General features: G+C 75.5%; 23 protein-coding genes. 15 read left to right on the forward strand and 8 right to left on the reverse strand.

Going from position 1 to position 23,123, the window contains the following annotated elements:
* Positions 1 to 93: 93 nt before the first annotated feature.
* Positions 94 to 498 carry an NUDIX hydrolase gene (locus tag Ae717Ps2_RS03235; RefSeq protein WP_043277853.1) on the reverse strand — a complete coding sequence of 135 codons (405 nt, stop codon included), beginning with the start codon at positions 496 to 498 and terminating at the stop codon, positions 94 to 96.
* Between the two features lie 109 nt (positions 499 to 607).
* Here Ae717Ps2_RS03235 and Ae717Ps2_RS03240 point away from each other — a divergent pair, with 109 nt between their 5' ends.
* The 5 genes from Ae717Ps2_RS03240 to Ae717Ps2_RS03260 all read left to right on the forward strand — a co-directional run bounded on the left by Ae717Ps2_RS03240 (position 608) and on the right by Ae717Ps2_RS03260 (position 3,869).
* Positions 608 to 760, forward strand: coding sequence for a hypothetical protein (locus Ae717Ps2_RS03240; RefSeq protein WP_020623561.1), 153 nt, complete (start codon positions 608 to 610; stop codon positions 758 to 760).
* A 4-nt stretch (positions 761 to 764) separates the two neighbouring features.
* Complete coding sequence (locus Ae717Ps2_RS03245; protein ID WP_020623560.1) at positions 765 to 1,322, forward strand: PH domain-containing protein; 558 nt, start codon at positions 765 to 767, stop codon at positions 1,320 to 1,322.
* 54 nt (positions 1,323 to 1,376) lie between these two features.
* Complete coding sequence (locus Ae717Ps2_RS03250) at positions 1,377 to 2,246, forward strand: PHP domain-containing protein (protein WP_075308151.1); 870 nt, start codon at positions 1,377 to 1,379, stop codon at positions 2,244 to 2,246.
* 76 nt (positions 2,247 to 2,322) lie between these two features.
* Positions 2,323 to 3,204: a PD-(D/E)XK nuclease family protein gene (locus Ae717Ps2_RS03255; RefSeq protein WP_083695583.1), complete on the forward strand. Its 882-nt coding sequence runs from the start codon at positions 2,323 to 2,325 to the stop codon at positions 3,202 to 3,204.
* A complete protein-coding gene (locus Ae717Ps2_RS03260; RefSeq protein ID WP_075308149.1) occupies positions 3,201 to 3,869 on the forward strand; it encodes a hypothetical protein in 669 nt (222 codons plus the stop codon). The genes Ae717Ps2_RS03255 and Ae717Ps2_RS03260 overlap by 4 nt, the downstream gene beginning before the upstream one ends.
* A gap of 20 nt (positions 3,870 to 3,889) precedes the next feature.
* Here the strand turns inward: Ae717Ps2_RS03260 and Ae717Ps2_RS03265 are convergent, their stop codons facing one another.
* Positions 3,890 to 5,143 carry a hypothetical protein gene (locus Ae717Ps2_RS03265; protein ID WP_083695585.1) on the reverse strand — a complete coding sequence of 418 codons (1,254 nt, stop codon included), beginning with the start codon at positions 5,141 to 5,143 and terminating at the stop codon, positions 3,890 to 3,892.
* Positions 5,144 to 5,151: 8 nt separating this feature from the next.
* Positions 5,152 to 7,026 (reverse strand): DEAD/DEAH box helicase, encoded by a 1,875-nt coding sequence (locus tag Ae717Ps2_RS03270; RefSeq protein ID WP_075334150.1) that lies wholly within the window; start codon positions 7,024 to 7,026, stop codon positions 5,152 to 5,154.
* Between the two features lie 259 nt (positions 7,027 to 7,285).
* On the opposite strand from Ae717Ps2_RS03270, the gene Ae717Ps2_RS03275 reads away from it, so the two are divergent.
* Positions 7,286 to 7,942, forward strand: coding sequence for a ferritin-like fold-containing protein (locus Ae717Ps2_RS03275; protein ID WP_020625914.1), 657 nt, complete (start codon positions 7,286 to 7,288; stop codon positions 7,940 to 7,942).
* A 106-nt stretch (positions 7,943 to 8,048) separates the two neighbouring features.
* Positions 8,049 to 8,279: a DUF3107 domain-containing protein gene (locus Ae717Ps2_RS03280; RefSeq protein ID WP_020625913.1), complete on the forward strand. Its 231-nt coding sequence runs from the start codon at positions 8,049 to 8,051 to the stop codon at positions 8,277 to 8,279.
* Positions 8,280 to 8,354: 75 nt separating this feature from the next.
* Here the strand turns inward: Ae717Ps2_RS03280 and Ae717Ps2_RS03285 are convergent, their stop codons facing one another.
* Together Ae717Ps2_RS03285 and Ae717Ps2_RS03290 are read right to left on the reverse strand one after the other, a co-directional pair.
* Entirely contained in the window at positions 8,355 to 8,690 is a 336-nt protein-coding gene (locus Ae717Ps2_RS03285; RefSeq protein WP_075308147.1) for a DUF4873 domain-containing protein, read from the reverse strand.
* Entirely contained in the window at positions 8,687 to 9,385 is a 699-nt protein-coding gene (locus tag Ae717Ps2_RS03290; protein ID WP_043280359.1) for a TetR family transcriptional regulator, read from the reverse strand. The genes Ae717Ps2_RS03285 and Ae717Ps2_RS03290 overlap by 4 nt, the downstream gene beginning before the upstream one ends.
* 91 nt (positions 9,386 to 9,476) lie before the next feature.
* Here Ae717Ps2_RS03290 and Ae717Ps2_RS03295 point away from each other — a divergent pair, with 91 nt between their 5' ends.
* Complete coding sequence (locus Ae717Ps2_RS03295; RefSeq protein WP_075308143.1) at positions 9,477 to 10,391, forward strand: diiron oxygenase; 915 nt, start codon at positions 9,477 to 9,479, stop codon at positions 10,389 to 10,391.
* A 14-nt stretch (positions 10,392 to 10,405) separates the two neighbouring features.
* On the forward strand, positions 10,406 to 11,317 hold the full coding sequence (locus Ae717Ps2_RS03300) for an alpha/beta fold hydrolase (RefSeq protein ID WP_075333008.1): 912 nt from the start codon (positions 10,406 to 10,408) through the stop codon (positions 11,315 to 11,317).
* A gap of 30 nt (positions 11,318 to 11,347) precedes the next feature.
* On the opposite strand, the gene Ae717Ps2_RS03305 is transcribed toward Ae717Ps2_RS03300, so the two are convergent.
* The 3 genes from Ae717Ps2_RS03305 to Ae717Ps2_RS03315 all read right to left on the reverse strand — a co-directional run bounded on the left by Ae717Ps2_RS03305 (position 11,348) and on the right by Ae717Ps2_RS03315 (position 14,913).
* On the reverse strand, positions 11,348 to 11,974 hold the full coding sequence (locus Ae717Ps2_RS03305; RefSeq protein ID WP_075333009.1) for a TetR/AcrR family transcriptional regulator: 627 nt from the start codon (positions 11,972 to 11,974) through the stop codon (positions 11,348 to 11,350).
* 101 nt (positions 11,975 to 12,075) lie between these two features.
* The gene (locus tag Ae717Ps2_RS03310) at positions 12,076 to 13,920 is read right to left on the reverse strand and encodes an HAD family hydrolase (protein WP_075308139.1); all 1,845 of its coding nucleotides are present in this window, start codon (positions 13,918 to 13,920) and stop codon (positions 12,076 to 12,078) included.
* A gap of 6 nt (positions 13,921 to 13,926) precedes the next feature.
* The gene (locus tag Ae717Ps2_RS03315; protein WP_143510287.1) at positions 13,927 to 14,913 is read right to left on the reverse strand and encodes a hypothetical protein; all 987 of its coding nucleotides are present in this window, start codon (positions 14,911 to 14,913) and stop codon (positions 13,927 to 13,929) included.
* A gap of 125 nt (positions 14,914 to 15,038) precedes the next feature.
* Between Ae717Ps2_RS03315 and Ae717Ps2_RS03320 the strand changes: the two genes are divergently transcribed.
* The 6 genes from Ae717Ps2_RS03320 (at position 15,039) to Ae717Ps2_RS03345 (ending at position 23,123) form a co-directional block, all read left to right on the forward strand.
* Complete coding sequence (locus Ae717Ps2_RS03320) at positions 15,039 to 16,034, forward strand: alpha/beta fold hydrolase (protein WP_075308137.1); 996 nt, start codon at positions 15,039 to 15,041, stop codon at positions 16,032 to 16,034.
* 61 nt (positions 16,035 to 16,095) lie between these two features.
* Complete coding sequence (gene moeZ, locus Ae717Ps2_RS03325) at positions 16,096 to 17,268, forward strand: adenylyltransferase/sulfurtransferase MoeZ (RefSeq protein WP_075334152.1); 1,173 nt, start codon at positions 16,096 to 16,098, stop codon at positions 17,266 to 17,268.
* A 297-nt stretch (positions 17,269 to 17,565) separates the two neighbouring features.
* On the forward strand, positions 17,566 to 19,818 hold the full coding sequence (locus tag Ae717Ps2_RS37215; RefSeq protein ID WP_075308133.1) for a hypothetical protein: 2,253 nt from the start codon (positions 17,566 to 17,568) through the stop codon (positions 19,816 to 19,818).
* Positions 19,819 to 19,979: 161 nt separating this feature from the next.
* Complete coding sequence (locus tag Ae717Ps2_RS03335; protein WP_020623762.1) at positions 19,980 to 20,807, forward strand: TIGR02569 family protein; 828 nt, start codon at positions 19,980 to 19,982, stop codon at positions 20,805 to 20,807.
* A 1-nt stretch (position 20,808) separates the two neighbouring features.
* A complete protein-coding gene (locus tag Ae717Ps2_RS03340; protein ID WP_233147427.1) occupies positions 20,809 to 21,618 on the forward strand; it encodes an NAD(P)-dependent oxidoreductase in 810 nt (269 codons plus the stop codon).
* 131 nt (positions 21,619 to 21,749) lie between these two features.
* Positions 21,750 to 23,123, forward strand: a complete 1,374-nt coding sequence (locus Ae717Ps2_RS03345; RefSeq protein WP_083702251.1) for a NarK/NasA family nitrate transporter — start codon at positions 21,750 to 21,752, stop codon at positions 23,121 to 23,123.

A 23,123-nucleotide genomic window follows, 5' to 3' on the forward strand; every position in this document is an offset into this window, starting at 1 on the left:
CGGCGCACCGGCCCCCGACTCCCACCGGAGCGGGGGCCGTCGTGTGTCACCCACACGCATACCGCCGGGGCGGTCGGGCACCCGCCGTGGTGGTCAGGCCCGGGGCAGACAGTCCCAGCCGCCGAGGGTCTCGGTGAGGCCCTCGACGACGGCCAGCGCCGCGTAGCCCGCCCGGTCGACGAACCGGGCGTCGGTGGCGTCGTCGCCGGCCCGCGGCGCACCCGCGTCCGCCGCGAGGGCGCAGACGTAGTCGGCGATCCGGTACGGGCCTCGGAACACCACCCCGGCGAGCCGGCCGGGGACCACCGTCAGACCGGTCTCCTCGGCGAGCTCGCGGACCACCGCGTCGTGCTCGCTCTCGCCGGCCTCGACCCGCCCACCGGGGACCGACCACAGCCCCCGACCAGGCTCGTTGGCCCGGCGGACGAGCAGCAATCGTCCGTCCGGGTCGAACACGATTCCACCCACGCAGGCGACGTGTCGGCTACTGTCGGTCATCCGAAACGACGGTACGCTGCTCGGGTGCCGGTACCGGGGCCAGCCGGCCCTCCGGTACCAATGACATGTCTGTGTGTCCGACACACCGAGAAACGGGTGGGCAGGGAACGTGAAGAAGATCCTGATCCTGGTTGCGGTGGCGCTGGGGATCTTCCTGGTGATCACCAATCCCAATGGTGCAGCCGGTTCGGTCACCAACGTCGGCAACATCCTCTACGACGCCGCGCAGTCCGTCTCGGTGTTCGTCACCAACCTGATCTGAGCCCGTGCTCGCGCCCCGGGAGATCGACGAGTACCTGCTCCCCACGGAGCGGCGCGTCATCCGTGTGCGCCAGCACTGGGCGGTGATGGTCAAGCACATCTGGCAGACCGCGCTGTTCATCATCGTGGTCGTCGGGATCGAGCAGCTGCTCGACCGCCCCGGGACCGACCCGGTCCTGGACGTCGTCGTCGACAACCTGGCGTTCTACCTGGTCGTCGTCGCGGTCCTGCGCTACACGGCGCTGTCGATCCTCTGGTGGATCGAGCGGATCGTGATCACCGACAAGCGGGTGATGATCGCCCAGGGGATCATCGTGCACAACGTCGGCATGATGCCCCTGGGCAAGGTCACCGACCTCACGTTCCAGCGTTCGCTGTCCGGGCGCATGCTCGGCTACGGGACCATGGTCGTCGAGTCCGCGGGGCAGATCCAGGCGCTCAACCGCATCGACTACATGCCGAGGCCCGAGGAGATCTACGAGGCGCTCTCCGAGCTGGTCTTCGGGGAGAAGGGCAAGACCCGCGCGACGGGCATGCTCGCCAAACCACGCTGGCGGCGCTGACCCGCGTGTCCGTCGCGGGATGCGCGCGCGCCGCGCGGCGCTAGTGTCGGTCACGTGTCCGTCATCGACTTGCACGCCCACTCCACCGCGTCCGACGGCACCGACTCCCCGGCCGGGCTGGTCCGGGCGGCCGGCGCCGCGGGGCTCGACGTCGTCGCGATCACCGACCACGACACCACCGGTGGCTGGGCCGACGCGGCAGCGGCGCTCCCGCCGGGGCTCGCGCTGGTGCGCGGCGCGGAGTTCTCCTGCCTGAGCCCGACCGGCCGCACGGGCGAGCCGCGCTGCTCGGTGCACCTGCTGGGCTACCTGTTCGACCCCGAGCACGCCGCGATCGTCGCGGAGCAGGAGCGGCTGCGGGCCGAGCGCGTGCAGCGGCTGGAGACGATGATCGGGCGGATGGCCGCCGACGGGTACCCGGTCGACGTCGAGACCGTGTTCGCGCACCTGCCCGAGGGTGGTAGCGCGGGCCGGCCGCACCTGGCCCGCGCGCTCGTCGCGGCCGGCGTCGTCGGGTCGGTCGACGAGGCCTTCGCCGAGCTGCTGCACAACGACAGCCCCTACTACGTCCCGCGTGCCGACACCCGGGTCGAGACGGCCGTCGAGATGATCGTCGCGGCCGGCGGGGTCGCGGTGTTCGCGCACCCGCTGGCCCGCACGCGTGGTGTGGTCGTGGAGCCGTCGGTGCTCGTCGACCTGATCGGCTGGGGGCTGGGCGGGATCGAGGTCGACCACCCGAACCACGCCTCGGTCGACCGCGAGCTGCTGCGCGGGATCGTCGCCGAGCACGGCCTGCTCGCGACCGGCTCCAGTGACTACCACGGCACCAACAAGACGACCCCGCTCGCGCAGGAGACGACCGACCCGGAGGTCTACGCGGCCCTGACCGAACGGGCCACCGGCGTCCCCGTGCTGCACGGCTGATCCGGCGGCACCGCGTGACGGTGGGTCGCCGGGAGTGAGCGACGGTCGGTGACCGTCCGGGAGTACCGTGGCGCCCATGGCCCGGACCACCGCTCCCGCCACCGGGGCCCCGGACGGTCAGCTCGGCCTGGACCTGCTCGACCCCGGCTTCGGTGCGACCGCACTGCACCGGGTCACCCCGGCCCGGCTCGACACCTGGGACGCCTGCCCGCGCCGCTACCGGATGCTGCACGTCGACCGCCCGGCCCCGTCGCGGGGCGGCGGGTTCGCCCACACCACGCTCGGTGCGGTGGTGCACCTGGCGCTGCGCTCGCTGGCGGCCCTGCCCGTCGATCGGCGCACCCCGGAGCAGGCCGCGGCACTGGTGGACCGGCACTGGACCGGCGAGGGGTTCGCCGACGACGCCCAGGCCGCCCGGTACCGCGAGCGTGCCCGGGACTGGCTGGCCGCCGTCGTCGACGGCCCGGTCGGGCGGGACGAGCCGCTCGCGGTCGAGCGGTGGGTACGGGCCCCCGCCGGGCCGCTGCTGGTCGAGGGCCGGGTCGACCGGATCGACGAGCGCGACGGCGAGGCCGTCGTCGTCGACTTCAAGACCGGGCGCCGGGTGCCGACCGCGGCCGACGCCGCCGCGTCCCGCCAGCTCGCGCTCTACGCCGTCGCCACCGCCTCGGTGTTCCGCCGCCCCTGCCGCACCGTCGAGCTGCACCACGTGCCGACCGGAACCGTCGCCGTGCACACCCACGACCAGGTCTCCCTCGACCGGCACGTCGCCGCGGCCGCAGGGTCCGCCGACGCCGCCGCCGGGGCGACGACCGCGCTGGCCGACGGCGGCGACGCCGACACGCTCTTCCCGGTCCGCACCGGTGCGCACTGCGGGACCTGCGCGGTCCGCCGCCACTGCGCCGCCGGCCGCGCCGCCGTGCCGGAGCCGCGACCGTGGGACCTGCTCGCCCCGTGACCGCCGACCCGCAGTTCCCCGGCCCCCCGCGGCACGGCCGACCCCCGATCCCGCCACGCCCGCCGGGCGCGCCCGCCCCGTACCGTGCCGGGCCGTCGCACGGGCGCCAGCACCCCGGCCCCGACGGCTACGGCCCCCGCCCGCCGGTCCCGCCGTCCGGTCCGCCCCGCAGGCGCGGTGACGTCGGGTCCCCGGCCGGTCCACGCCCCACCGAGGCCCTGCCCGCGTCCCGCCGCGCGCCGCGCCGCGGTCTGTCCTCCGGTCCCGCCGAGCCGCCCCGCGACGACGAGCACCCCGCCGCCCGCGCGCCCGGCCGGCGGGCCGACCGCCGCCGCGCCGAGGAGAACGCACGTCGGGCACGGCGCCGTGCCCCCGGACCCGACGTCGACGGGGCAGGCGCCCGGCTGCTGCGGGGCCTGGCCGGGGTGCTCGCCGGCGGACTCGTGGTGCTCGCGCTCGGGCTGGTCGTCGTGGAGTGGGTGGCCGGGAGCAGCGGGGTCCCCGGCCCCGGGGCCGGTGCGATCGTCGCGCACGCGGGGGCGGCGGCCGTCGCCGTCGTGGGCCAGGTCGTCGCGGACCGGCGGCGCGACCGCACCGGGCTGCTCGCCGCGCTCGGGGTGATCGTGACGGCGTCGCTGGTGCTCGGGCTCGGCTGGTTCCTGTAGGGGAGCGCGGCCGTCCCGACTCAGCCGGCGGGCCCCAGCACGACGATCTCGCTGCCGCGCAGCTCGACCAGCAGCGCGCCCTGGGCGGCGAGCAGCACCGGTCCGGCCACCGGGCCGCGGTCCACCGGCAGGGTCCGGGCGACGACGCCGGTGGCCGGGTCGACGTCGGCGATCCCGCCGGGGACGGGCACGAGCAGCCGGTCGCCGTAGCGGGTGCCCGGGCCGAGGGTGCCCGGCAGGCTCCAGCGCGGCTGGAGGCTGCGGGTGTCCAGCGCGACGGTCGCCCCGCCGGTCCACCAGTAGCGGTTCCGGTCGTCGGCGGTCGTGCGGGCGACGCCGTCGGCCGGGGCGGCGACCGTCGCACCCGCCTCGACCGGGAACTCCCCGATGCCGCGCCCGCCTCCGTCGTAGAGGGCCAGGCGGGGGACGCCCGGCAGCAGGACGGCGACGCGCTCGGACGACGCGGCGATCACCTGCGCGCCGTCGGTCCCGATGACCGACGACGAGTCGAACGCGGGCCGGTCGCCCTCGGTGCGGCTGGGACGCAGCACCGTCAACCGCTCGGACGGCTCACCGGGGCAGCGCTCCAGGATCACGGCGCGGTCCTCGGCGGCGGCGAAGGACCCGAACGTGCACCCCGACCGCGGCTGCGAGCCGGGCTCCTCCAGCGCGCGCACCGTGCCGTACTCGGCGGTGCGGACCAGGTCGGAGCGGAAGGTCTCGACGTAGTCCTGGCCGGTCGCGAGCACCGGGTCCTGGCCGATCAACCGGGTGCCGGGCCGGGCGTCGAGGGTTCTGGCCGGTCCGCGGGCGCCGGAGTCGGGCTGGAGCGTGGAGAGCTCCGAGCAGTACTCGTCGTTGCGGTAGAGCGCGAGCACGCGACCGTCGGCGAACCCGGTGGTGCACAGCGGGAGGTCGCGTTCGTAGCTCCAGCGCTCGGCGCCGGTGCGCGCGTCGCGCCCGGAGACCCGCGACCCCTCGGCGACGGCGACGCCGTCCCCGACCGCCAGCGGCACCGGGGTGTCCGGGCTGGCCGCCCGCCACAGCTCGGTGAACCCGGCCGGGACCGGGCCGACCGGTGGTGGCGGGGCGGGGGCGGTCGCGGCCGTCACCGACTCGGTGTGCGCGGCCGGGCTCTGCACCGCGTAGAGCACCGCGACCCCGGCCAGCAGCAGCACGAGCACCGCGGCGACCAGTCGGTCGCCGCGGTGTCGTCGTTCGGCGGGGATGCCCGGGAGCGGGAGCCGGTCCCGCAGGGGGCGGCCGCGCAGCACGCGTGGTGTCAGCTGGCGGCCGCGTCGGCCCCGTCGGCGGACTCGCCGCCACCGGGTCCGCGCCGCGACCCGCCGCGGCGGCGACGACGGCGCGGCGTGGCCGCCCCGCCCTCGGCCGACGCGCCGGCGTCCGGCCCGTTCTGCGGGGCGCCCTCGGTGGAGCCCGCGGCGGCGGCACCCTCGGCGGTGGTCGAGGCACCCGCCTCGACCGCGACGCCGCCCCGGGTCCGGGAACGGGAGCGGTTGCGCCGCGGGCGGCGACCGCCCTCGTCGCCGTCGCCGTTGCGGCTGGCCTCGCGGCTGCCACCGTCACGGCCACCACCGTCACGGCCGCCACCGTCGCGACGGCTGCCGCGCGGCTTGCGGGCGCCCTGGTGGTCGCCGTCGGAGTCGATGTACTCGGCGTCGAGCCCGGCGCGGGTGCGCGCGGACAGCGGGAGCCGCCCGGACGCCGTCGTCGGGATGTCGAGGTCGGTGAACAGGTGGTCCGAGGTCGAGTAGGTCTCGACCGGCTCGTCGATGCCCAGCGACAGGTCGTCGGAGATCATCTTCCAGCGCGGGGTCTCGTCCCAGTCCACCAGCGTGACCGCGACGCCCTCGCGTCCGGCGCGGCCGGTGCGGCCGATCCGGTGCACGTAGGTCTTGGCGTCCTCGGGGCACTGGTAGTTGATGACGTGCGTGACGCCGCTGACGTCGATGCCACGGGCCGCGACGTCGGTCGCGACCAGCACGTCGACCTTCTCCGCGCGGAACGCGCGCAGTGCCTGCTCGCGAGCGCCCTGGCCGAGGTCACCGTGCACCGCCGCGGCGGCGAAGCCGCGCTCGGCGAGGTCGTCGGCGACGCGCTGGGCGGTCCGCTTGGTCCGGGTGAAGATCATGGTGAGGCCGCGGTCCTTGGCCTGCAGGGCCCGGGTGACCAGCTCGACCTTGTCCATCGCGTGCGCGCGGTAGACCAGCTGCTTGGTCCGCTCGTGGATGGAGCCCTGGTCGGCCTCCTCCGCGCGGATGTGCGTCGGGCGGGTCAGGAACGCCCGCGAGAGCTGCACGATCGGGCCTGGCATGGTCGCCGAGAACAGCATCGTGTGCCGCTCCTCGGGGAGCATGCGCAGGATCCGCTCGACGTCGGGCAGGAAGCCCAGGTCCAGCATCTCGTCGGCCTCGTCCAGGACGAGTGCCTTGACCCGGCCGAGGACCAGGTGGCGCTGCTCGGCGAGGTCGAGCAGCCGGCCCGGGGTGCCGACGATGACGTCGACGCCCTTGCGCAGGGCCTCCAGCTGCGGCTCGTAGGCCCGGCCGCCGTAGATGGCGACGACGCGCACGCCCAGGTTCTTGCCCGCGGCGGCGATGTCCCGGGCGACCTGCACGCACAGCTCGCGGGTCGGGACGACGACGAGCGCCTGCGGGACGTCCTTGGTGCGGTCGGCGGCCTCGCCCTCGGCGGTGGCGGCGGGGCGCTCACCGGGCGGGGTGATCCGCTGCAGCAGCGGGACGCCGAAGCCCAGCGTCTTGCCGGTGCCGGTGCGGGCCTGGCCGATGACGTCCTCGCCGGCGAGTGCCAGCGGGAGGGTGAGCTCCTGGATCGCGAACGTGCGCACGATGTCGTTCTCCGCGAGCGCGGAGACGATCTCGGGCCGTACGCCGAGCTCGGCGAAGGTCGGGGGGAGCTTCTCGCCGCCGGGGTTGGTCACGCCGAGCGGGGTCTCGCTGGGGGTGATGCCGGTGGGCAGGAAGCCCGGGTCGGCCTCGGGGGTGTCGGTGCTGTCGCTTCGGGACAGTGTGATCGCCTCTCTCCGCGCACAGGAGCCGTGGCGTGGCTCGTCGACCGGCCCCGGGCCGTCGGGACGGTCCGGGCGGGAGAGCAGCCGAGGCGCTGCGCGCACCAGTACGGGTGCGGGTCCCGGTGAGACGTGCTCGGCCGGGTCGGCCGCTCGTCCCGTTACCCGGTCCCCGCGCGGTGGGCGCGTCCCCGTGGAGTCCCATGAGCCCGAAATCCGGTGACGCGCTGACCGCATGGTACCCGCCACGGCGCCCGAACACGACGGCGCGGCCGTCGCCGGGTGGGGTGAGTTGCCTCGCGCCGTGGTCGCGACGGCCGTCGCGGGCCGCCCGGCCGGCCGGTAGGGCCCGGTTAGGGTGGCGTCCATGACCACTGGAGGCGACGCGCCGACGGCCGCGACCGTGGAGCTGCTCGGCGTGCTGGCCTACGGCGAGCTGTCGGCGTTCGACCGGCTCGCCGAGGACGCCCGGGCCGCGCCGACGCTGGCCGGCCGCGCGCAGCTGTCGACGATGGCCGCCGCCGAGATCGGCCACTTCCGCCTGATCGAGGACCACCTGGGCCGCAGCGGGATCGCCGTCGCGGACGCGATGGCGCCGTTCGTCGCGCTGATCGACAGCTACCACGCCTCGACCGCCCCGCGGAGCTGGCTGGAGTCGCTGGTCAAGGCCTATCTCGGCGACGGTCTCGGCGCCGACTTCTACCGCGAGGTCGCGGGCTGGGTGGATCCCGGCACCGGCGACCTGGTGCAGCGGGTGCTCGCCGACACCGGGCACTCCGCCTTCGCCGAGCGCGAGGTGCAGGCCGCCTGCGCCGCCAACCCGGCGCAGCGCGACCGGCTGGCCCTGTGGGGCAGGCGGCTGCTCGGCGAGGCCGTCACCCACGCCCAGCGGGTCGTCGCCGAGCGCGACGAGCTGGCCGAGTTCATCGTGCTCGGCTCGGGGGAGAAGGGCGGCGTGGCCGGGCTCATCCGGACGGTGCAGACCGCGCACGGCCGCCGGATGGGCAGGCTCGGACTCTCCTGAGTCCCGGCCCGGTGGTCGGGGTCGCGGCTCGCCGATGCTCCGGCCCGATCTCGACTAGCCTGGCGCGGGCAAGGTGATCAGAAGTGACGGATCGGGAGGACCACCGGTGAAGGTCAAGATCGGCATCGCGGAGACCCCGCGGGAGCTCGTGGTGTCCAGCGACCGCACGCCGGACGAGGTGGCCCAGCTCGTGAGCGGGGCGATGAAGTCCGACGACGGGCTGCTGGACCTCACCGACGACGAGGGCCGTCGCTACGTCGTCCCGGTCGCGCGCATCTCGTACGTGGAGATCGGCCCGTCCGAGGAGCGCCGGGTCGGGTTCGGCCTCAGCGGCTGAGCGCACCCGGGGTCGTCCGGGCCCGGTACCCGTCCGCGGGGCCGGGCCCGACGCGTGTCCGGGGGAGGGGGCCGGTCAGTCGGTCTCCGGCGGGGGCGGCCCGTCCAGGGCGAACGGCGGCCTGCCGGTGCCGGTGATCCGGAACCGGTCCCACACGTCCGGCTCGGACAGCGTGCCGACGGCCGTGTGCCCGGGCGTCCGGACCTCTGCGGTGCCGCCGCGGCTGCCCAGCAGCGCGGTGAGCCGGGGGTGCGCGGCGACCCGGCCCGCCCAGTGCAGCCTGCCGTCGAAGGGCTCGTGCCGGGCGTCGAGGAGCACCTCGACCTCGACCGTCTCCTCGCCCAGCACCAGGGTGGCGGGGCCGCGGTAGCCCTCGTCGCGGTCGTGGTCGTGGTCGTGGTCGGCGCTCACCGGTCCTGCACCGAGCCCTCGTGCACCTGTGGCTCGGGGACCAGCCGCAGGATGTCGGCGGTCGCGGTGGGGGAGTCGAGCCCGGCGACGCCGGCGATCCCGCCCCAGATCAGTGCGGACAGGTAGTTGGTGAGCGCGTCACGGCTCATCGTCCGGCGCTCCAGCCACCACTCGCCCGCGGTCTGGACCATCCCGATGATCCCGTGCGCCCACGCCTCGGCGCCGCCGGAGTCGCGGCCCTGGGCGCGCAGCCGCTCCCCGAACAGCGTGGTCAGCAGGGCGCCGATCTGGCCGCGCACGTCCTGCGCGATCTCGGCGCCCGGCACCGGCTCGGCCGGGTTCGCGACGACGAACCGGTACAGCTGGGGCTCCTCCTCGATCATCCCGAGGTAGGCGTCGATGACGGCGGCGACGTGCTCGATCGGCTCGGCGTCGATCGCCAGCACCGGGTAGATCCGCTGCATCAGCATGTCCGCGGCGTGCTCGCTGACGGCGCGCTGCAGGTCGGCGCGGTCGGCGAAGTGCCGGTAGAGCACCGGCTTGGTGATGCCGGCCGCGCCGGCGATCTGGGCGACCGAGACCCCGGCACCGTGTTCGCGGATCGCGTCGACGGCGGCGGCGACCATCTCGGTCCGCCGTTCCTCCCGTCGGCGGCTGCGCGCATCGGGCTTGACATCCCTCGGGTCCTGGGGCACGTTACCAGTGGTAACTGTTACTGGCGGTAACAGCAAGGGTTCCGGGTGTGGAACCCGCCACCGCAGGCCCCTCGTCAGGAAGGCGCGACCGATGAGCGCTCCCGCCCGGACCGGAAGCAAGGCCCACCTCGCGGACCGCGAGGACACCGCTCGGCGGCTGCTGAAGAGCTCGGTGACGACCTCCTACGACCCCTCGATCGACATCGACTGGGACGCCCCGCTGGTCGAGGGCAGGTACGGCATCGTCCCCGAGCGCGTGTCGCTCTACGGCACGCCGCTGTGGGACGGCCTCACCGAGGAGCAGCGGATCACGCTGTCGGTGCACGAGTTCTGCAGCGTCGCCCGGATCGGGCTGTGGTTCGAGATGATCCTCATGCAGATGCTGCTGCGCTACGCCTACGACCGCGACCCCCGTCGCGCGCACATCCAGTACGCGCTGGTCGAGATCGCCGACGAGTGCCGGCACTCGATGATGTTCGCCAAGGCCACCGAGCGCTATGGCGTGCCGGACTACGCCCCCCGCCGGCTCACCCACGAGCAGGGCCGGCTGATGAAGACCATCGGCACCGGCCCGGCGATGTTCGCCGGCACCCTGTTCGTCGAGGAGATCCTCGACCAGCTCCAGCGCGAGGGGATGCGGGACGAGCGTGTCCAGCCGCTGTCCCGGATGATCAACAAGATCCACGTGACCGAGGAGGCCCGGCACGTCCGCTACGCCCGGGAGGAGCTCCAGCGGATCATGCCGAGGACCAACCGCGCGGAACGTGTCTGGGCCCGCTACCTCACCGCGCGGATCGCGTTCGTCGTCGCCCGCAACCTCATCCATCCCGAGGTCTACCGCAGCATCGGGATCGCCCCGGCGGTCGGGCGGAAGGCGGCGCTGGCCAACCCGTACCACCACGAGATGCTGCGCTGGTCCTCGCGCAAGCTCGTGCCGTTCCTGCGCGAGCAGGGGATCGTCGGCGGCCCGACGGAGACCCTGTGGAAGCGCGCCCACCTGATCTGAGGAGGCATCCCGCGATGAGCACACGGATCGTCACCTGCGACGGGACCGGCCTGTTCGCCAGGGTCTCGGGTCCGGAGTCGGCACCGGTCACGGTGCTGCTCGCCCACGGCTGGACGCTCGACGAGCGTTGCTGGGCCCCGGTCGCCGACGCCCTCGCCGTCGGCGCGCCCGGTGCCGGCCCCGCCCCGCGGGTGATCCGCTACGACCACCGCGCGCACGGCCGCTCCGACGACACCCCCGACGAGCTCAAGACCCTCGACGTCCTCGCCGACGACATGGCCGAGGTGATCACCCGGCTCGCCCCGAGCGGCCCGCTGGTCATCGCGGGGCACTCGATGGGCGGGATGACGGCGATGGCGCTGGCCCAGCGCCACCCCGACCTCGTCGCCTCCCGGGTCGCCGGCGTCGCCCTCGTCGCGACCGCGAGTGGCGGCCTCGGTGCGGCGGCGACGCTGGGGATGACCGGGCGGCCGGCGAAGCTCTTCCTGGCCGGCAAGGACAAGGTGACTGTCAGTCCGCTGTGGACGGAGCGCCGGTCGCTGTCGACCCACCCGACCCTGCTGCGGGCCGGTCTGCAGCCGCTGCTGCTCGGCACCCGGCCGGACCGGCTCGCCGTCCGCGCGACCTGCGAGGCGATCGCCGACTGCCGTCCGACGACGATCTCCGGCTTCACCCCGACCCTCACCACTCACGAGCGCGACGAGGCGCTGGCGGCGTTCTCCTCGCTGCCGGTGGAGATCCTGGTGGGGACCCGGGACCGGCTCACGCCGCCGCGGTTCGCCCGACGGATCCACCGCAGCCTGCCGCGCGCCGAGCTGACCGTGTTCCCCGGTGCCGGGCACATGCTCCCGGTCGAGCGGGTCGGCGGGGTCACCGGCCGGATCGCCGCGCTGGTGCGCCGGGCCGCGGCGGAGCAGGTGGCCTGAGCCGCCCGCCCCGTCGTCGGCGGTGGGGCGTCAGATCTGGTCGAGGCCCTGCTTCGGGAACCCGGCGATGCCGCGCCACGCCAGCGACGCCATGAGCGCCACCGCCTCGTCCCGCGGGACCCGCTGGTCGGAGTCCAGCCAGAACTGGGCGCCGACCTGGCTCAGCCCGACGAGCCCGACGGCGAGCAGCCGCGCGCGGTCCTGGTCCAGCCCGGCGTCGGCGGTGACCGCGCCGGCGACCGCGTCGATGCAGCGGTCCAGCGCGCTCTCCACCAGCGCCGCGGCCTCCGGGTCCCCCCGCAGGTCGGACTCGAACACCAGGCGGTAGGCCTTGCCCTCGCCGGCGACGAAGTCGAAGTACGCGGCGACGGCGGCCTGCACCCGCTCCTTGTTGTGCTCGGTCCGCTCGATCGCGTTGGAGACCCGCTCGACGAGCTCCTCGGCGTAGGTCGTGAGCAGCGCCTGGTACAGCTCCAGCTTCCCGGGGAAGTGCTGGTACAGCACGGGCTTGGAGACACCCGCCCGCTCGGCGATGTCGTCCATCGCGGCGGCGTGGTAGCCCTGGTCGGCGAACACGTCGCGGGCGGCCAGCAGCAGCTGGGCGCGACGCGCGCCGTGGGACAGTCGTGCGCCCCGTGGCGTGGCGGTTCCGGTCATGGGCCCCCTACCTCTCACCGTCGTGGGATAACCCTACTAGCAGGTAACCGCGTTGACGAACGATCCGTGAACGGGTGTCGCCGCAGAAGGGTGACAACCTCTCACGATCGGCGGTGCGGTCTCCGTGCGGCGAGCCCGAGCGCACCCAGGACCGGCACGGCGGCCACCACGACCGCGGGCGTCCCCAGCACGGCGAGGACCACGCCGGCGACGGCGAGCACCACGGCCGCACGGACGTACGAGCGGGCCCGGGCCCGCGCTCGGCGGGCGATCAGCAGGGCGGCGGCCACCTCGGCGGGACCGCCACGGGCGCAGATCCTCTCCGACCCGTGCGCGGGCGCGACGACCGGGTCCGGACGCGCGGCCGGGACGTCGTCCGGGTGCTCCGCGGACCCCGGCCCGGTGCCGGTGCCGTCGGCGGCGGGCCGGCCGTCGGCGGTGGGCCAGGGGACCAGCTCGACCGCCAGGTCGGCGGCGGCCAGCGCGGCCTCGTCGGTGGTCGGGTCGCCCGCCACCGCGACCGTGCGGCCCCGTACCCGCAGCCCGGCGACGGCCGCGGCCCGTGCCGCCGGGTCCAGCCCCGGGCGGACGGCGTCGGGGTCGGCCGGGTCGAGACCGGCCGCCGCGGCGAGGGCACGGGCGGCGCCGTCGTCGTCGGGGGTGAGCAGGACCGGCGTGACCCCGGCCGCCACCAGCTCCGACACCCCCGGCCGGGCCTCGGGGTGCGGCGCCCGGGGCAGCGCGAGCACGGCGCGGGCGCACCCGTCCCAGGCGATGACCAGGACCGCCCGGCCCTCGGCGACCGCCCGCTCCCGCTCCACCGACAACGGCGGGGGCACCCGGATCCCGTGCTCGGCCAGCCAGTCCGGGCTGCCGAGCAGCACCGCGTGCGCGACGACGGTCGCGGTCGTGCCGCCGCCGTCCGGGCCGGGGTCCCGCAGCTCGGCCACCAGGCCGGACACCCCGAGGCCGGGCTGCTCGTCGGCCTCGGCGACGTCGGGCACCGGGCCGTCGACGGCCGCGGCCAGCGCCCGCGCCGCCGCGCGCAGGTCCGACCCGGGCCGCGCACCCGCGGCGACCGACGCGGCCAGCCGCAGCACCAGCGCCGGATCCTCGCCGCGGCCCGCGTGCACGGCGACCGTCCCGGGGGCGGTGCCGGTCAGCACGTCCGGCCCGGACAGCGCGACGGTGTCCACCCGGCCCACGAGCCCCGGGCCGCCGGCGGACCCGGTCCAGCCCACCGGATCGCGACGGCCGGGCCACGGCGCCGGCAGCCGCACCGCGTCGCCGCCCGCCCGGTCCGCGGCTCGCAGCGCCGCCGGCAGCGCGGCCAGCAGCGGCAGCGGGCAGGCCCCGACCAGGACCGCGATCCCGGCCGGGACCGCGGCCGGCCACGGGGTGCCGGTGCCCGCCGCGAAGGCGGTCACCGCGACCGCGATCAGCGCCGCGGGCGGGGTGAGCAGGGCGCTCCACCGGTCGGCGACTGTGCGCAGGCCCGCGCGGACCTCGTCGGCGTCCGCCCGCGTGTCCCCGCCGTGCGGGCCGGGTGGGCGCCCGGTGCGCTGCACCGCCGCCGCGACGACGGTCAGCACCGCGGCGACCCCGGGCAGCAGGACGGGCCCGGCGAGCGGGTCGGTCGGGACCAGGACCGGGCCCGCGGGCGAGACCGCCGCGACGGCCTGCACCGCCGCCGACCACCCCAGCGCGGCGAGCACCGCCGCCGCGACGCCGGTCTCGGCGGTCACCGTGCCCTCCCGCAGGCCGCGGGCGGCGACGCGCAGGCCGGGCCCGCCCGTCGTCGCGACGACGGCGAGGGCGACCAGCAGGGCCACCGCCGCGCAGCGCGGGGCCCACGCCGCGCCGGCCAGGGCGGGACCGGCGAGCGGCAGCAGCAGGGCGAGCAGGGCCGCCACCGCCCGCGCGGCGTACCGCAGGACCGGACGCAACCGCCGTCAGCTCCCCGGCGCGGTCGGGAGCGTGAACTCGCACGACCGCAGCACACCGCCGGAGCGGTAGTCGAGGAACAGCTGGTAACTGCCCGGAGCGGGGACCGACACCGCGAACGCCACCCCGGGCCCGGAGCGGTCGGTGGCGGCCGCGCCGGTGATCTCGGGGCGGACGGGGAACCGGGCCAGGTCGCCCTGGCGGACCGCGGTCATCCGGCCGAACGCACCGCCGTCGACGGGCTCGAGGTCGGTGACCGGGGTGCCGTCGCGCCCCACGGTCGCGAACAGCCGGGACTCCCCGCCGGGGACCAGGGCGCCGTCGAGGCGGACCTGCTGGTCGCTGCCCCCGCAGAGCCCCGCCCGGTTCTCGGCCGGGAAGGTGAAGGCGCCGTAGGTGCCGGGGACGTGCAGGTCGGCCCCGAGGTCGAGGTGCGGGCCGCCGGTCGGGGTGAACCCGGCGTAGAGCCGCCAGACGCCCTGGCCGGGGAACCGCACGGGTGCCCGCCACACGCCGTCGGGGCCCTGGGTGGCGCGCAGCCGCTGGTAGCCGGCGACGTCGCGGCGCAGCACGGCGACGTCCATGACCCCCGAGCCGTCGGAGGGGGTGTCGAACCGGGTCACCGGGGCGTCGTCGGAGCCGGTCACGGTGAAGGCGACCTCGGTCGGCTCGCGCCACGGGTAGACGATCCCGACCGGGGTCAGGGTGTAGCCGGCCGCGGTGGTGAGCACACCCCCCGCGCCGGTCGTCGCGTCGCCGGTGGCCAGGCCGGCGGCGAGGACACCGCCGTCGCCGCGCACGTCACCGGGGTCGGCATCGCCCGGCGCCCCGGCGGTCGGGGTCTCCGGAACGCCGCCCGCCGTGCTGCTCACCGCGCCGCCCGCCGTCCAGGCCGCGGTGAACACCAGCACCGACGCGGCGCCGAACCCGGCGAGCCGGGCCGCGGCCGATCCGCCGATCCGCCCCATGCCCACCTCCTCCGTCGCGTCGTCCACGGGGTACAACGTCCGGGGGGCCGTCACGTTGCGCTCCGTGGAGCGCCGGACGCGGACGGTGATCACAGCGAGACGGGCGTCACCCGGCACGGCGAGTGACGTGCGCGACACGTCATGCTGGTCGAATGGTCGCCGCCCGGTCGATGTCCGTTCACTCGCCCGTCACCGTGCCCGCCCCGGTGTCGGCGCCGGGTGTCGAGACGTCCCCGGGTGCCTCGGCGGAACGCCCGCCGTGGCCGGGCCGCGCGGTCACCTCCGGTGGGGTCACCCTGCACGTGCGCGAGACCCCCGGCTCCGCCGACGCCGATGCCGTCTACGTCCACGGTCTCGCCGGGTCGGCCACGAACTGGACCGACCTCGCCGGGCTCCTCGCGCCGCGGGCCGCCGGCCTGTCGGTCGACCTGCCCGGGTTCGGGCTGTCCGAGCCGACCGCCGTCGCCGACTTCGGGCCGGACGGCATGGCGGACGCGCTGCTGTGCTGGCTGGCCGGGCGCGACCGCCCGGTGCACCTGGTCGGCAACTCCCTCGGCGGCGTGATCGCGACGACGGTGGCGGCCCGCCGTCCCGAACTCGTCCGCAGCCTCACCCTGGTCTCGCCCGCGGTACCGGACCGGCGCCCCGACCCGCGACGGCTGTCGGACCCGCGGATGGCGCTGGCCATGGTGCCGCTGCTCGGGCGCCGCGCGCGCCGCGCGCTGGCGCAGGAGCCGCTGCGTGCCAGGGCCGAGCGGATCGTGAAGGTCTGCTTCGCCGACCCGCAGCGTGGCTCCACCCGCCGGCTCGAGGAGCTGATCTCCGAGCACGAGCACCGCGCGACGCTGCCCTGGGCCGGCGCGGCGACCGACGGCGCCACCCGCGGTCTCCTCGGGCTGTGGGCCGGGCGCGAGATCTGGCGCCGGATGGCCCGGGTGCGGGTGCCGTCGCTGGTGGTGTGGGGGGAGCAGGACCGCATCGTGTCCCCGCGGCTGGCCGCGCGGACGGCCGCCACGCTGCCCGGGGCGCGGCTGCTGGTGCTGCCCCGCGCCGGGCACGTCGCGCAGATCGAGCGACCCGCGGCGGTGGCTGACGCCGTCGCCGCGCTGTGGGACGCGGTGCCGGTCGGAGCCGGTGCGGGAAGATGACGCGCACGTGGCGCGTTGAGACGCCCTGAGACCCGCACGCAACCCGCGAGGAGTGGACGAGATGGCGCTACCGCCACTGGTGGAGCCGGCAGCCGAGCTCACCAAGGAGGAGGTGGAGCGGTACAGCCGCCACCTCATCATTCCCGACGTCGGGATGGACGGGCAGAAGCGCCTGAAGAACGCGAAGGTGCTGGTCGTCGGCGCGGGCGGCCTCGGCTCGCCCGCTCTGCTGTACCTGGCCGCCGCCGGTGTCGGGACCCTCGGCATCGTCGAGTTCGATGTCGTCGACGAGTCGAACCTGCAGCGTCAGGTCATCCACGGGCAGTCCGACGTGGGCCGCCCGAAGGCCGAGTCGGCCCGCGACTCGATCCGCGAGGTCAACCCCTTCGTCGACGTCCGCCTGCACAACGAGCGCCTCACCAGCGAGAACGTGCTGGACGTCTTCCGGGACTACGACCTGATCCTGGACGGCACCGACAACTTCGCCACCCGGTACCTGGTGAACGACGCCGCGGTACTGCTCGGCAAGCCCTACGTCTGGGGCTCGATCTTCCGTTTCGAGGGCCAGGCCTCGGTCTTCTGGGAGGACGCTCCGAACGGGCAGGGCCTGAACTACCGCGACCTCTACCCCGAGCCGCCGCCGCCCGGGATGGTCCCGTCCTGCGCCGAGGGCGGTGTGCTGGGCGTGCTCTGCGCCTCGATCGGCTCGATCATGGTCAACGAGGCGATCAAGCTGCTCACCGGCATCGGTGAGCCGCTGCTCGGCCGCCTGGTGATCTACGACGCGCTGGAGACCACCTGGCGTCAGGTGAAGATCCGCAAGGACCCGGAGACACCGAAGATCACCGAGCTGATCGACTACGACGCGTTCTGCGGCACCGTGACGCAGGAGGCCCAGGACGCGGCCGCCGGCAGCACGATCACCGTCGGCGAGCTCAAGCAGATGATCGACGCGGGCAAGGACTTCCAGCTCATCGACGTCCGCGAGCCGCACGAGTACGAGATCGTGCGGATCCCGGGCTCGGTCCTGATCCCGAAGGACCGGATCCTGTCCGGTGCCGCGCTCTCGGAGATCGCCCAGGACAAGCCGGTCGTGCTGCACTGCAAGTCCGGCGGCCGGTCCGCCGAGGCCCTCGCCGCGCTGCACAAGGCCGGGTTCCGCGACGCCGTCCACGTCGGCGGCGGGGTGCTGTCCTGGGTCAAGCAGATCGACCCGTCGCAGCCCACCTGCTGACCACGGTCCGACCCGCTCCGCACTACACCGACGGCCGCCGTCACCGGTACACCCGGGACGGCGGCCGTCGTGGTTCCCGATGTGGCACAGGGTGACCGCTCATCGATCGCACGCGACCGTCCGAGTGAACATGGCCCGTTCGACCCTGCTGTTCGCCCGTTAGGCGAAACATTCCCGCCGATCGCCGCGACATGGGGATGCACGCGATCGCCAGGATCGGGAGGACGCTCGGTGGACCACTCGTTGCGCACATGCGCCCTACAGGGGTGCGACGCACCGTTGGAGCCCACCGGAGACGTGTCCGGAGACCGCCCACAGCGGCGCTACTGCTCGGCCGCCCACCGGCTGGCGGCCCGCCAGGCCCGCCGGGCCGCGGCGCAGGCGGCGGGGGACCAGCAGCTCGCCGAGACGCTGCCGTGGCTGCGCGAGCCCGAGGCCGTCGAGGTCGACGAGCCCGCGGTGCCCGCCCAGCGGACGTCGACCCGGCTCGCCGCGGCGAGCCCGGCCGCGTCGTCGGGCCCGGACCGCCCCGGACCGTTGCGGGTCCCGCGCAGCCCGCTGCGGCACCGGCGCACCCTGGCCCTCATCGGCGCGACGGCCGTGCTCCTCGGCGGATACGCGCTGGCGACCTCGCCGTCGGTGACCGGGACCCCGGTGCCGCAGGACCGCACGGCCGACCAGTGGGCCGGACAGGCCCGGATCGCACTGGCGGCCCTCGACGACAAGCTCGGGACCCTCAACGCGAGCGAACGGACCTGGCAGGCGTCCGCGCACGAGACGGAGCGCACCCCGGTCGCGGTCGCCAAGCTGCAGCAGCAGCGCGACACCCTGCTCCAGCAGCGTGCCGCCCTGCAGTCCCAGCTGCAGGTCTACAGCTCCCGGCAGGACGCCGTGGACGCGCTGGCCGCCGCCGAGCAGCAGCTCGCCGAGATGGACCGGATCGTCGCCGCCCTGCCGCCCGCCACCCGTCGGACCCCCGACCAGATGGCCGCGGCCGCGTCGCTCGAGGAGCAGCGTGACCTGCGTGCCCGCAACCGCGACGCCTGTGCGGAGCGGCTGGCCGCCATCGACGACGGCATCGACCGGGCCCGCACCGCCCCCCTGCCCGGTGACGGCGACGAGACCGAGAAGGTCTCCGACGACGTGCTGGCCCTCGCCCGCGGCGAGGACCCCGCGCCCCCGGAGCCGTCCGGCGTGCGCCGCAACCCCGAGGTCCTGGCCGGTGGCCGGGAGACCGGCGGGGACCGCGAGCGCGCCGACGTCGGTACCGCCGGGCCGCCCGACCCGCGGGGCCCGCTGGACGAGACCCGGCCGCGCGCCGAGGGGCCGGAGGGTGCCTCGGCCCGTGGCCCGGGCAGCGCAGCCGGCCGGGACGCGGGGCCGGGGGAGAAGCTGGGCGGTGCCGTGTCCCGTGCCGCCGACGGCGTCGCCAACCTGGCCGGCGGCGCGCCGAGCCCCGGGGAGGGCGCTGGTTCGGGCGCTGGTTCCGGTGCCGGTTCCGACGCGGGGAAGAAGGCGAACCGGGCCGAGGTCGCACCGGCGTCGTCCGACGGTCCGGTGAAGAAGCTCGGCGACGGCGTCGGCGCCGCCGCACGGGGTGTCGGGGATGCCGCCGAGTCGGTGGGCAAGGGCGTCGACGACGTCGCGAGCGGGCTGACCGGGAAGAAGCCCAGCGGCCCCGGGGCCGGCGCCCGCTCCGGCGGCGACTCCGCTTCCGGTTCCTCCGACGACGCCCCCCGCCCGTCCACCCCTGCTCCGCCGGAGGAACCCGCCGCGCCCGCGGCCGCCTCGCCGGAGACCACCCTGCGCGCGCCCAGCGCGCCCGTGCTCAGCGCGCCCTCGTCGGTCGCGCCGTCGGAGGGGGCCGGCACGGAGCGGTCCGGCTCGGGGGCGCAGGGGGCCGGCGGCAGCGGCGGCTCCGGCGGCTCCGGCGGCATCGTCACCGCCGTGGCCGGGCCCTATGTCGAGTCCGCCCTGGGACCGGAGGCGGCCGCGCCGGTGCTGGCGGAGGCCGACCGGCAGGCGGCCGAGCAGATGGCCGAGCGCACCGGGTCCTCCGGTTCGCGCTCCGGCGGCGGGTCGGAGGGGTCCGGCTCCAGCCAGTCCTCGCGCAGCTCGTCTGACGGCTCCTCGGACGGTTCCGGCTCGCGGTCGTCCGCCTCGCAGTCCTCCGACCGGGGTTCCGACCAGGGGTCGTCGGGCTCGCGGTCGTCCCGGTCGTCGGACTCGGGCTCGTCGGGGCCCGGCTCGTCGGGGTCACGGTCGTCGGACTCCGGCTCGTCGGACTCCGGGTCCTCGGGGTCGCGGTCGTCCGGCTCCTCCTCGTCCTCGTCGGACTCGAGGTCGTGGGACTCGTCGTCGGATTCGGGTTCGTCGGATTCGGGTTCGTCGCGTGGCGAGTCCTCGCGGAGCAGCGGCTCGGACGACTCCCGCTCCTCCTCGTCGTCCTCCTCGGACTCGGACTCGGGGTCGCGGTCGTCGGGCTCGGACTCGGGATCCAGCTCGGACTCGGACTCCGGGTCGGGTTCCGGCGGCGGCAGCTCCTGGTAGTGGGGTGTCTCCCGTGGCCGGCTCCGCACGGAGCCGGCCACGCTGCTCGTGCGTGCGGGAGCCCCGATCGGCCAGCCGTTCACCCGATCGGTCGTGGCGCGACGCGCGGTTCGGGCGTGGCGTGACGAACGTGAGCCGGTGGCGCGGGTACCGTCCCCGCTGTGACCGCTGCCCGCACGCTCGCCACCGCGCCGGCCGCGAGCGTCCTGCCCGAGCACGTCCGCACCGCCTTCGGGGTGCGTGAGACGTCCCCCCGTCCCGTCGTGTGGGCGGGCCAGCGGGCCTGGCAGTGCGGGGAGGTGCTGCTGCGGCCGGTGTCCGACCACGTCGTCGCCGCCTGGTCGGCGACGGTCCTGGAGAACCTCGAGGTCGACGGTGTCCGCCTCGCCCGCCCCGTCCGCAGCTCGGACGGCCGGTGGGTCGTGGGCGGCTGGGCCGCGTCCCGGCACGTGCCCGGCGTCCCCGAGCCCCGGCACGACGAGGTCGTCGCCGCCTCGCTGCGGCTGCACGCCGCCACCGCGACCGTGCTGCGCCCGCGCCTGCTCGACGACCGCGACGACCTGTTGTCCCGGTCCGCCGCCGCCGCGTTCGGCGAGCGTCGGCTGGATCTGCACCCCGAGACCGGCGGCCGGCTGTTCGCCGAGCTCGCCGCGCACCGCCGCACGATCCGGCTGACCCCGCAGGTCGTGCACGGCGAGCTGTTCGGCGCCATGCTGTTCGACCCGACGGGGCGGCCCGCGGTACTCGACCTCGTGCCGTTCTGGCGGCCCGCGGAGTGGGCGGCGGCGGTCGTCGTCGTCGACGCGGTGGCCTGGGGCGGCGCCGACGAGGAGCTGGTCGAGCGCTGGTCGGAGCTGCCCGAGTGGCCGCAGTCGCTGCTGCGCGCGGTGCTCTACCGGCTGGCCCTGCACGCCCAGCACCCGGACGCGACGGCCGAGTCGCTGGCCGGGATCGAGCGGGTCGCGAGCCTGGTCAGCCGCCGGCTCTGAGGTGTCCGCTCCCGGCACGCTGCTGCTCACCGGAGCCGCGGGGAACATGGGGACGCTGCTGCGTCCCCGGCTGGCCCGCGACGGCCGGACCCTGCGCCTGTTCGACACCGCGGAGCTGCAGGCCGGACCCGGCGAGCAGGTCCGCACCGGCTCGGTGACCGACCGGGACGCGGTCGCGGCCGCGACCGACGGGGCCGACGCCGTCGTCCATCTCGCCGGGATCAGCGGTGAGGCGGGCTGGGACGACATCCTGGCCGTCAACGTCGAGGGGACCCGCGCCGTGCTCGACGCGGCGGTCGCCGCGGGGGTGCGGACCGTCGTGCTCGCCTCCAGCAACCACGCCGTGGGCTTCCGCACCCGCGACGACGGCGTCCCGCTGCCGGCGACCGTCGGGCACGCCCCGGACACCTACTACGGCTGGTCCAAGCACGCGATGGAGGGGCTGGGCAGGCTCTACCACGAGCGGTTCGGCCTGACCGTGGTCTCCGCGCGGATCGGCAGCTGCTTCCCGCGGCCGTCGAACGCCCGGATGCTCGCGACCTGGCTGTCCCCGGACGACGCCGCCCGCCTGGTCGAGGCGGCGGTCGACCCGGGCACCCGAGGGCACCACGTCGTGTGGGGCGTGTCGGCCAACACCCGTCGCTGGTGGTCGATCGAGGAGGGCGCCGCGATCGGCTACCACCCGCGCGACGACGCCGAGGTCCACGCCGCGGACCTGCTCGACGGTCTCCCGCCGGACCCGGCCGACCCGGTGCACCACCGGGTGGGCGGCGCGTTCTGCGACGCCCCGCTCGGCGTCCCGATGCGCTGAGGCGGCTCACAGCCGTCGCGGCTCCCGTGTGAGATAAGCGTTGCGGGGGTGTCACGTGAGGCCACCCGTCGGAAACTGTGGCTCCCTAGCGTCGTCGACGACGTGACCGCCGGCGATCAGGAGACCGATCCGTGACCACCACCTCCACCCCGGGGCGCCGCATCGGCGGCCGTTGGATCGACCACTGGGACCCCGAGGACGAGGGGTTCTGGCAGCGGACCGGCTCGGCCATCGCCCGTCGCAACCTCTGGCAGTCGATCTTCTCCGAGCACATCGGCTTCTCGATCTGGACGATCTGGTCGGTCCTCGTGCTGTTCATGGGGCCGGAGTACGGGTTCACCGCGGCGCAGAAGTTCTTCCTGGTCGCGGTGCCGACGCTGGTCGGGTCGATCCTGCGGCTGCCCTACACCTTCGCCGTCGCCCGCTTCGGCGGCCGCAACTGGACGATCTTCGCGGCGTCGCTGCTGATCGTGCCCACGATCCTGGCGATGGTGGTGCTGGAACCGGGCGTGTCGTACACGACGCTGCTGGTCGTCGCCGCGGTCGCCGGTGTCGGCGGCGGGAACTTCGCGTCCTCGATGGCGAACATCAACGCGTTCTTCCCGGAGAAGGAGAAGGGCTGGGCGCTGGGCCTCAACGCGGGCGGCGGAAACCTCGGCGTGCCGGTCGCGCAGCTGCTCGGCCTGCTCGTCATCGCCACCCTCGGTGCGGGCTACCCGCGGGTGCTGCTCGCGATCTACCTGCCGTTCATCGTCATCTCGGCGTTCCTCGCCTGGAAGCGGATGGACAACATCGCCGCGATGTCCAACGACACCGGCGCCTTCACCGAGGCCTGCCGCGACCGCCAGACCTGGATCATGTCGTTCCTCTACATCGGGACGTTCGGGTCGTTCATCGGCTACTCGTTCGCCTTCGGCCTGGTCCTGCAGAACCAGTTCGACCGGACGCCGCTGCAGGCCGCCGCGGTCACCTTCATCGGCCCGCTCATCGGGTCGCTGATCCGGCCCTACGGCGGAAAGCTCGCCGACCGGTTCGGCGGCGCCGTGGTCACCCTGTGGAACTTCGTCGGCATGGCCGTCGCCACCCTGGTGATCATCTTCGCCTCGGGGATCGAGTCGCTGACGCTGTTCACCATCGGCTTCATCGCCCTGTTCACGCTGTCCGGTGTCGGCAACGGGTCGACCTACAAGATGATCCCGGCGATCTTCACCGGCCGGGCCCGCGTCGCGATCGCCGGGGGCGCGGACCGCGAGACCTCCTTCAACACCGCGCGACGGCTGTCCGGCGCCGTCATCGGCATCGCCGGCGCGGTCGGCGCGCTGGGCGGGCTGTTCATCAACCTCGCCTTCCGCCAGTCGTTCATGACGGTCCAGTCCGGCACGCCCGCGTTCTGGAGCTTCCTGGTCTTCTACGTCCTGTGCATCGGCGTCACCTGGGCCGTCTACCTGCGGCCGCGCCCCGCCCTGGTCGGGAGCACCGACGCCGCCGCGATGGCCCGGGTCTGA

This window comes from Pseudonocardia sp. Ae717_Ps2 (genome assembly GCF_001932475.1).
In the GTDB taxonomy this organism is placed as follows: domain Bacteria; phylum Actinomycetota; class Actinomycetes; order Mycobacteriales; family Pseudonocardiaceae; genus Pseudonocardia.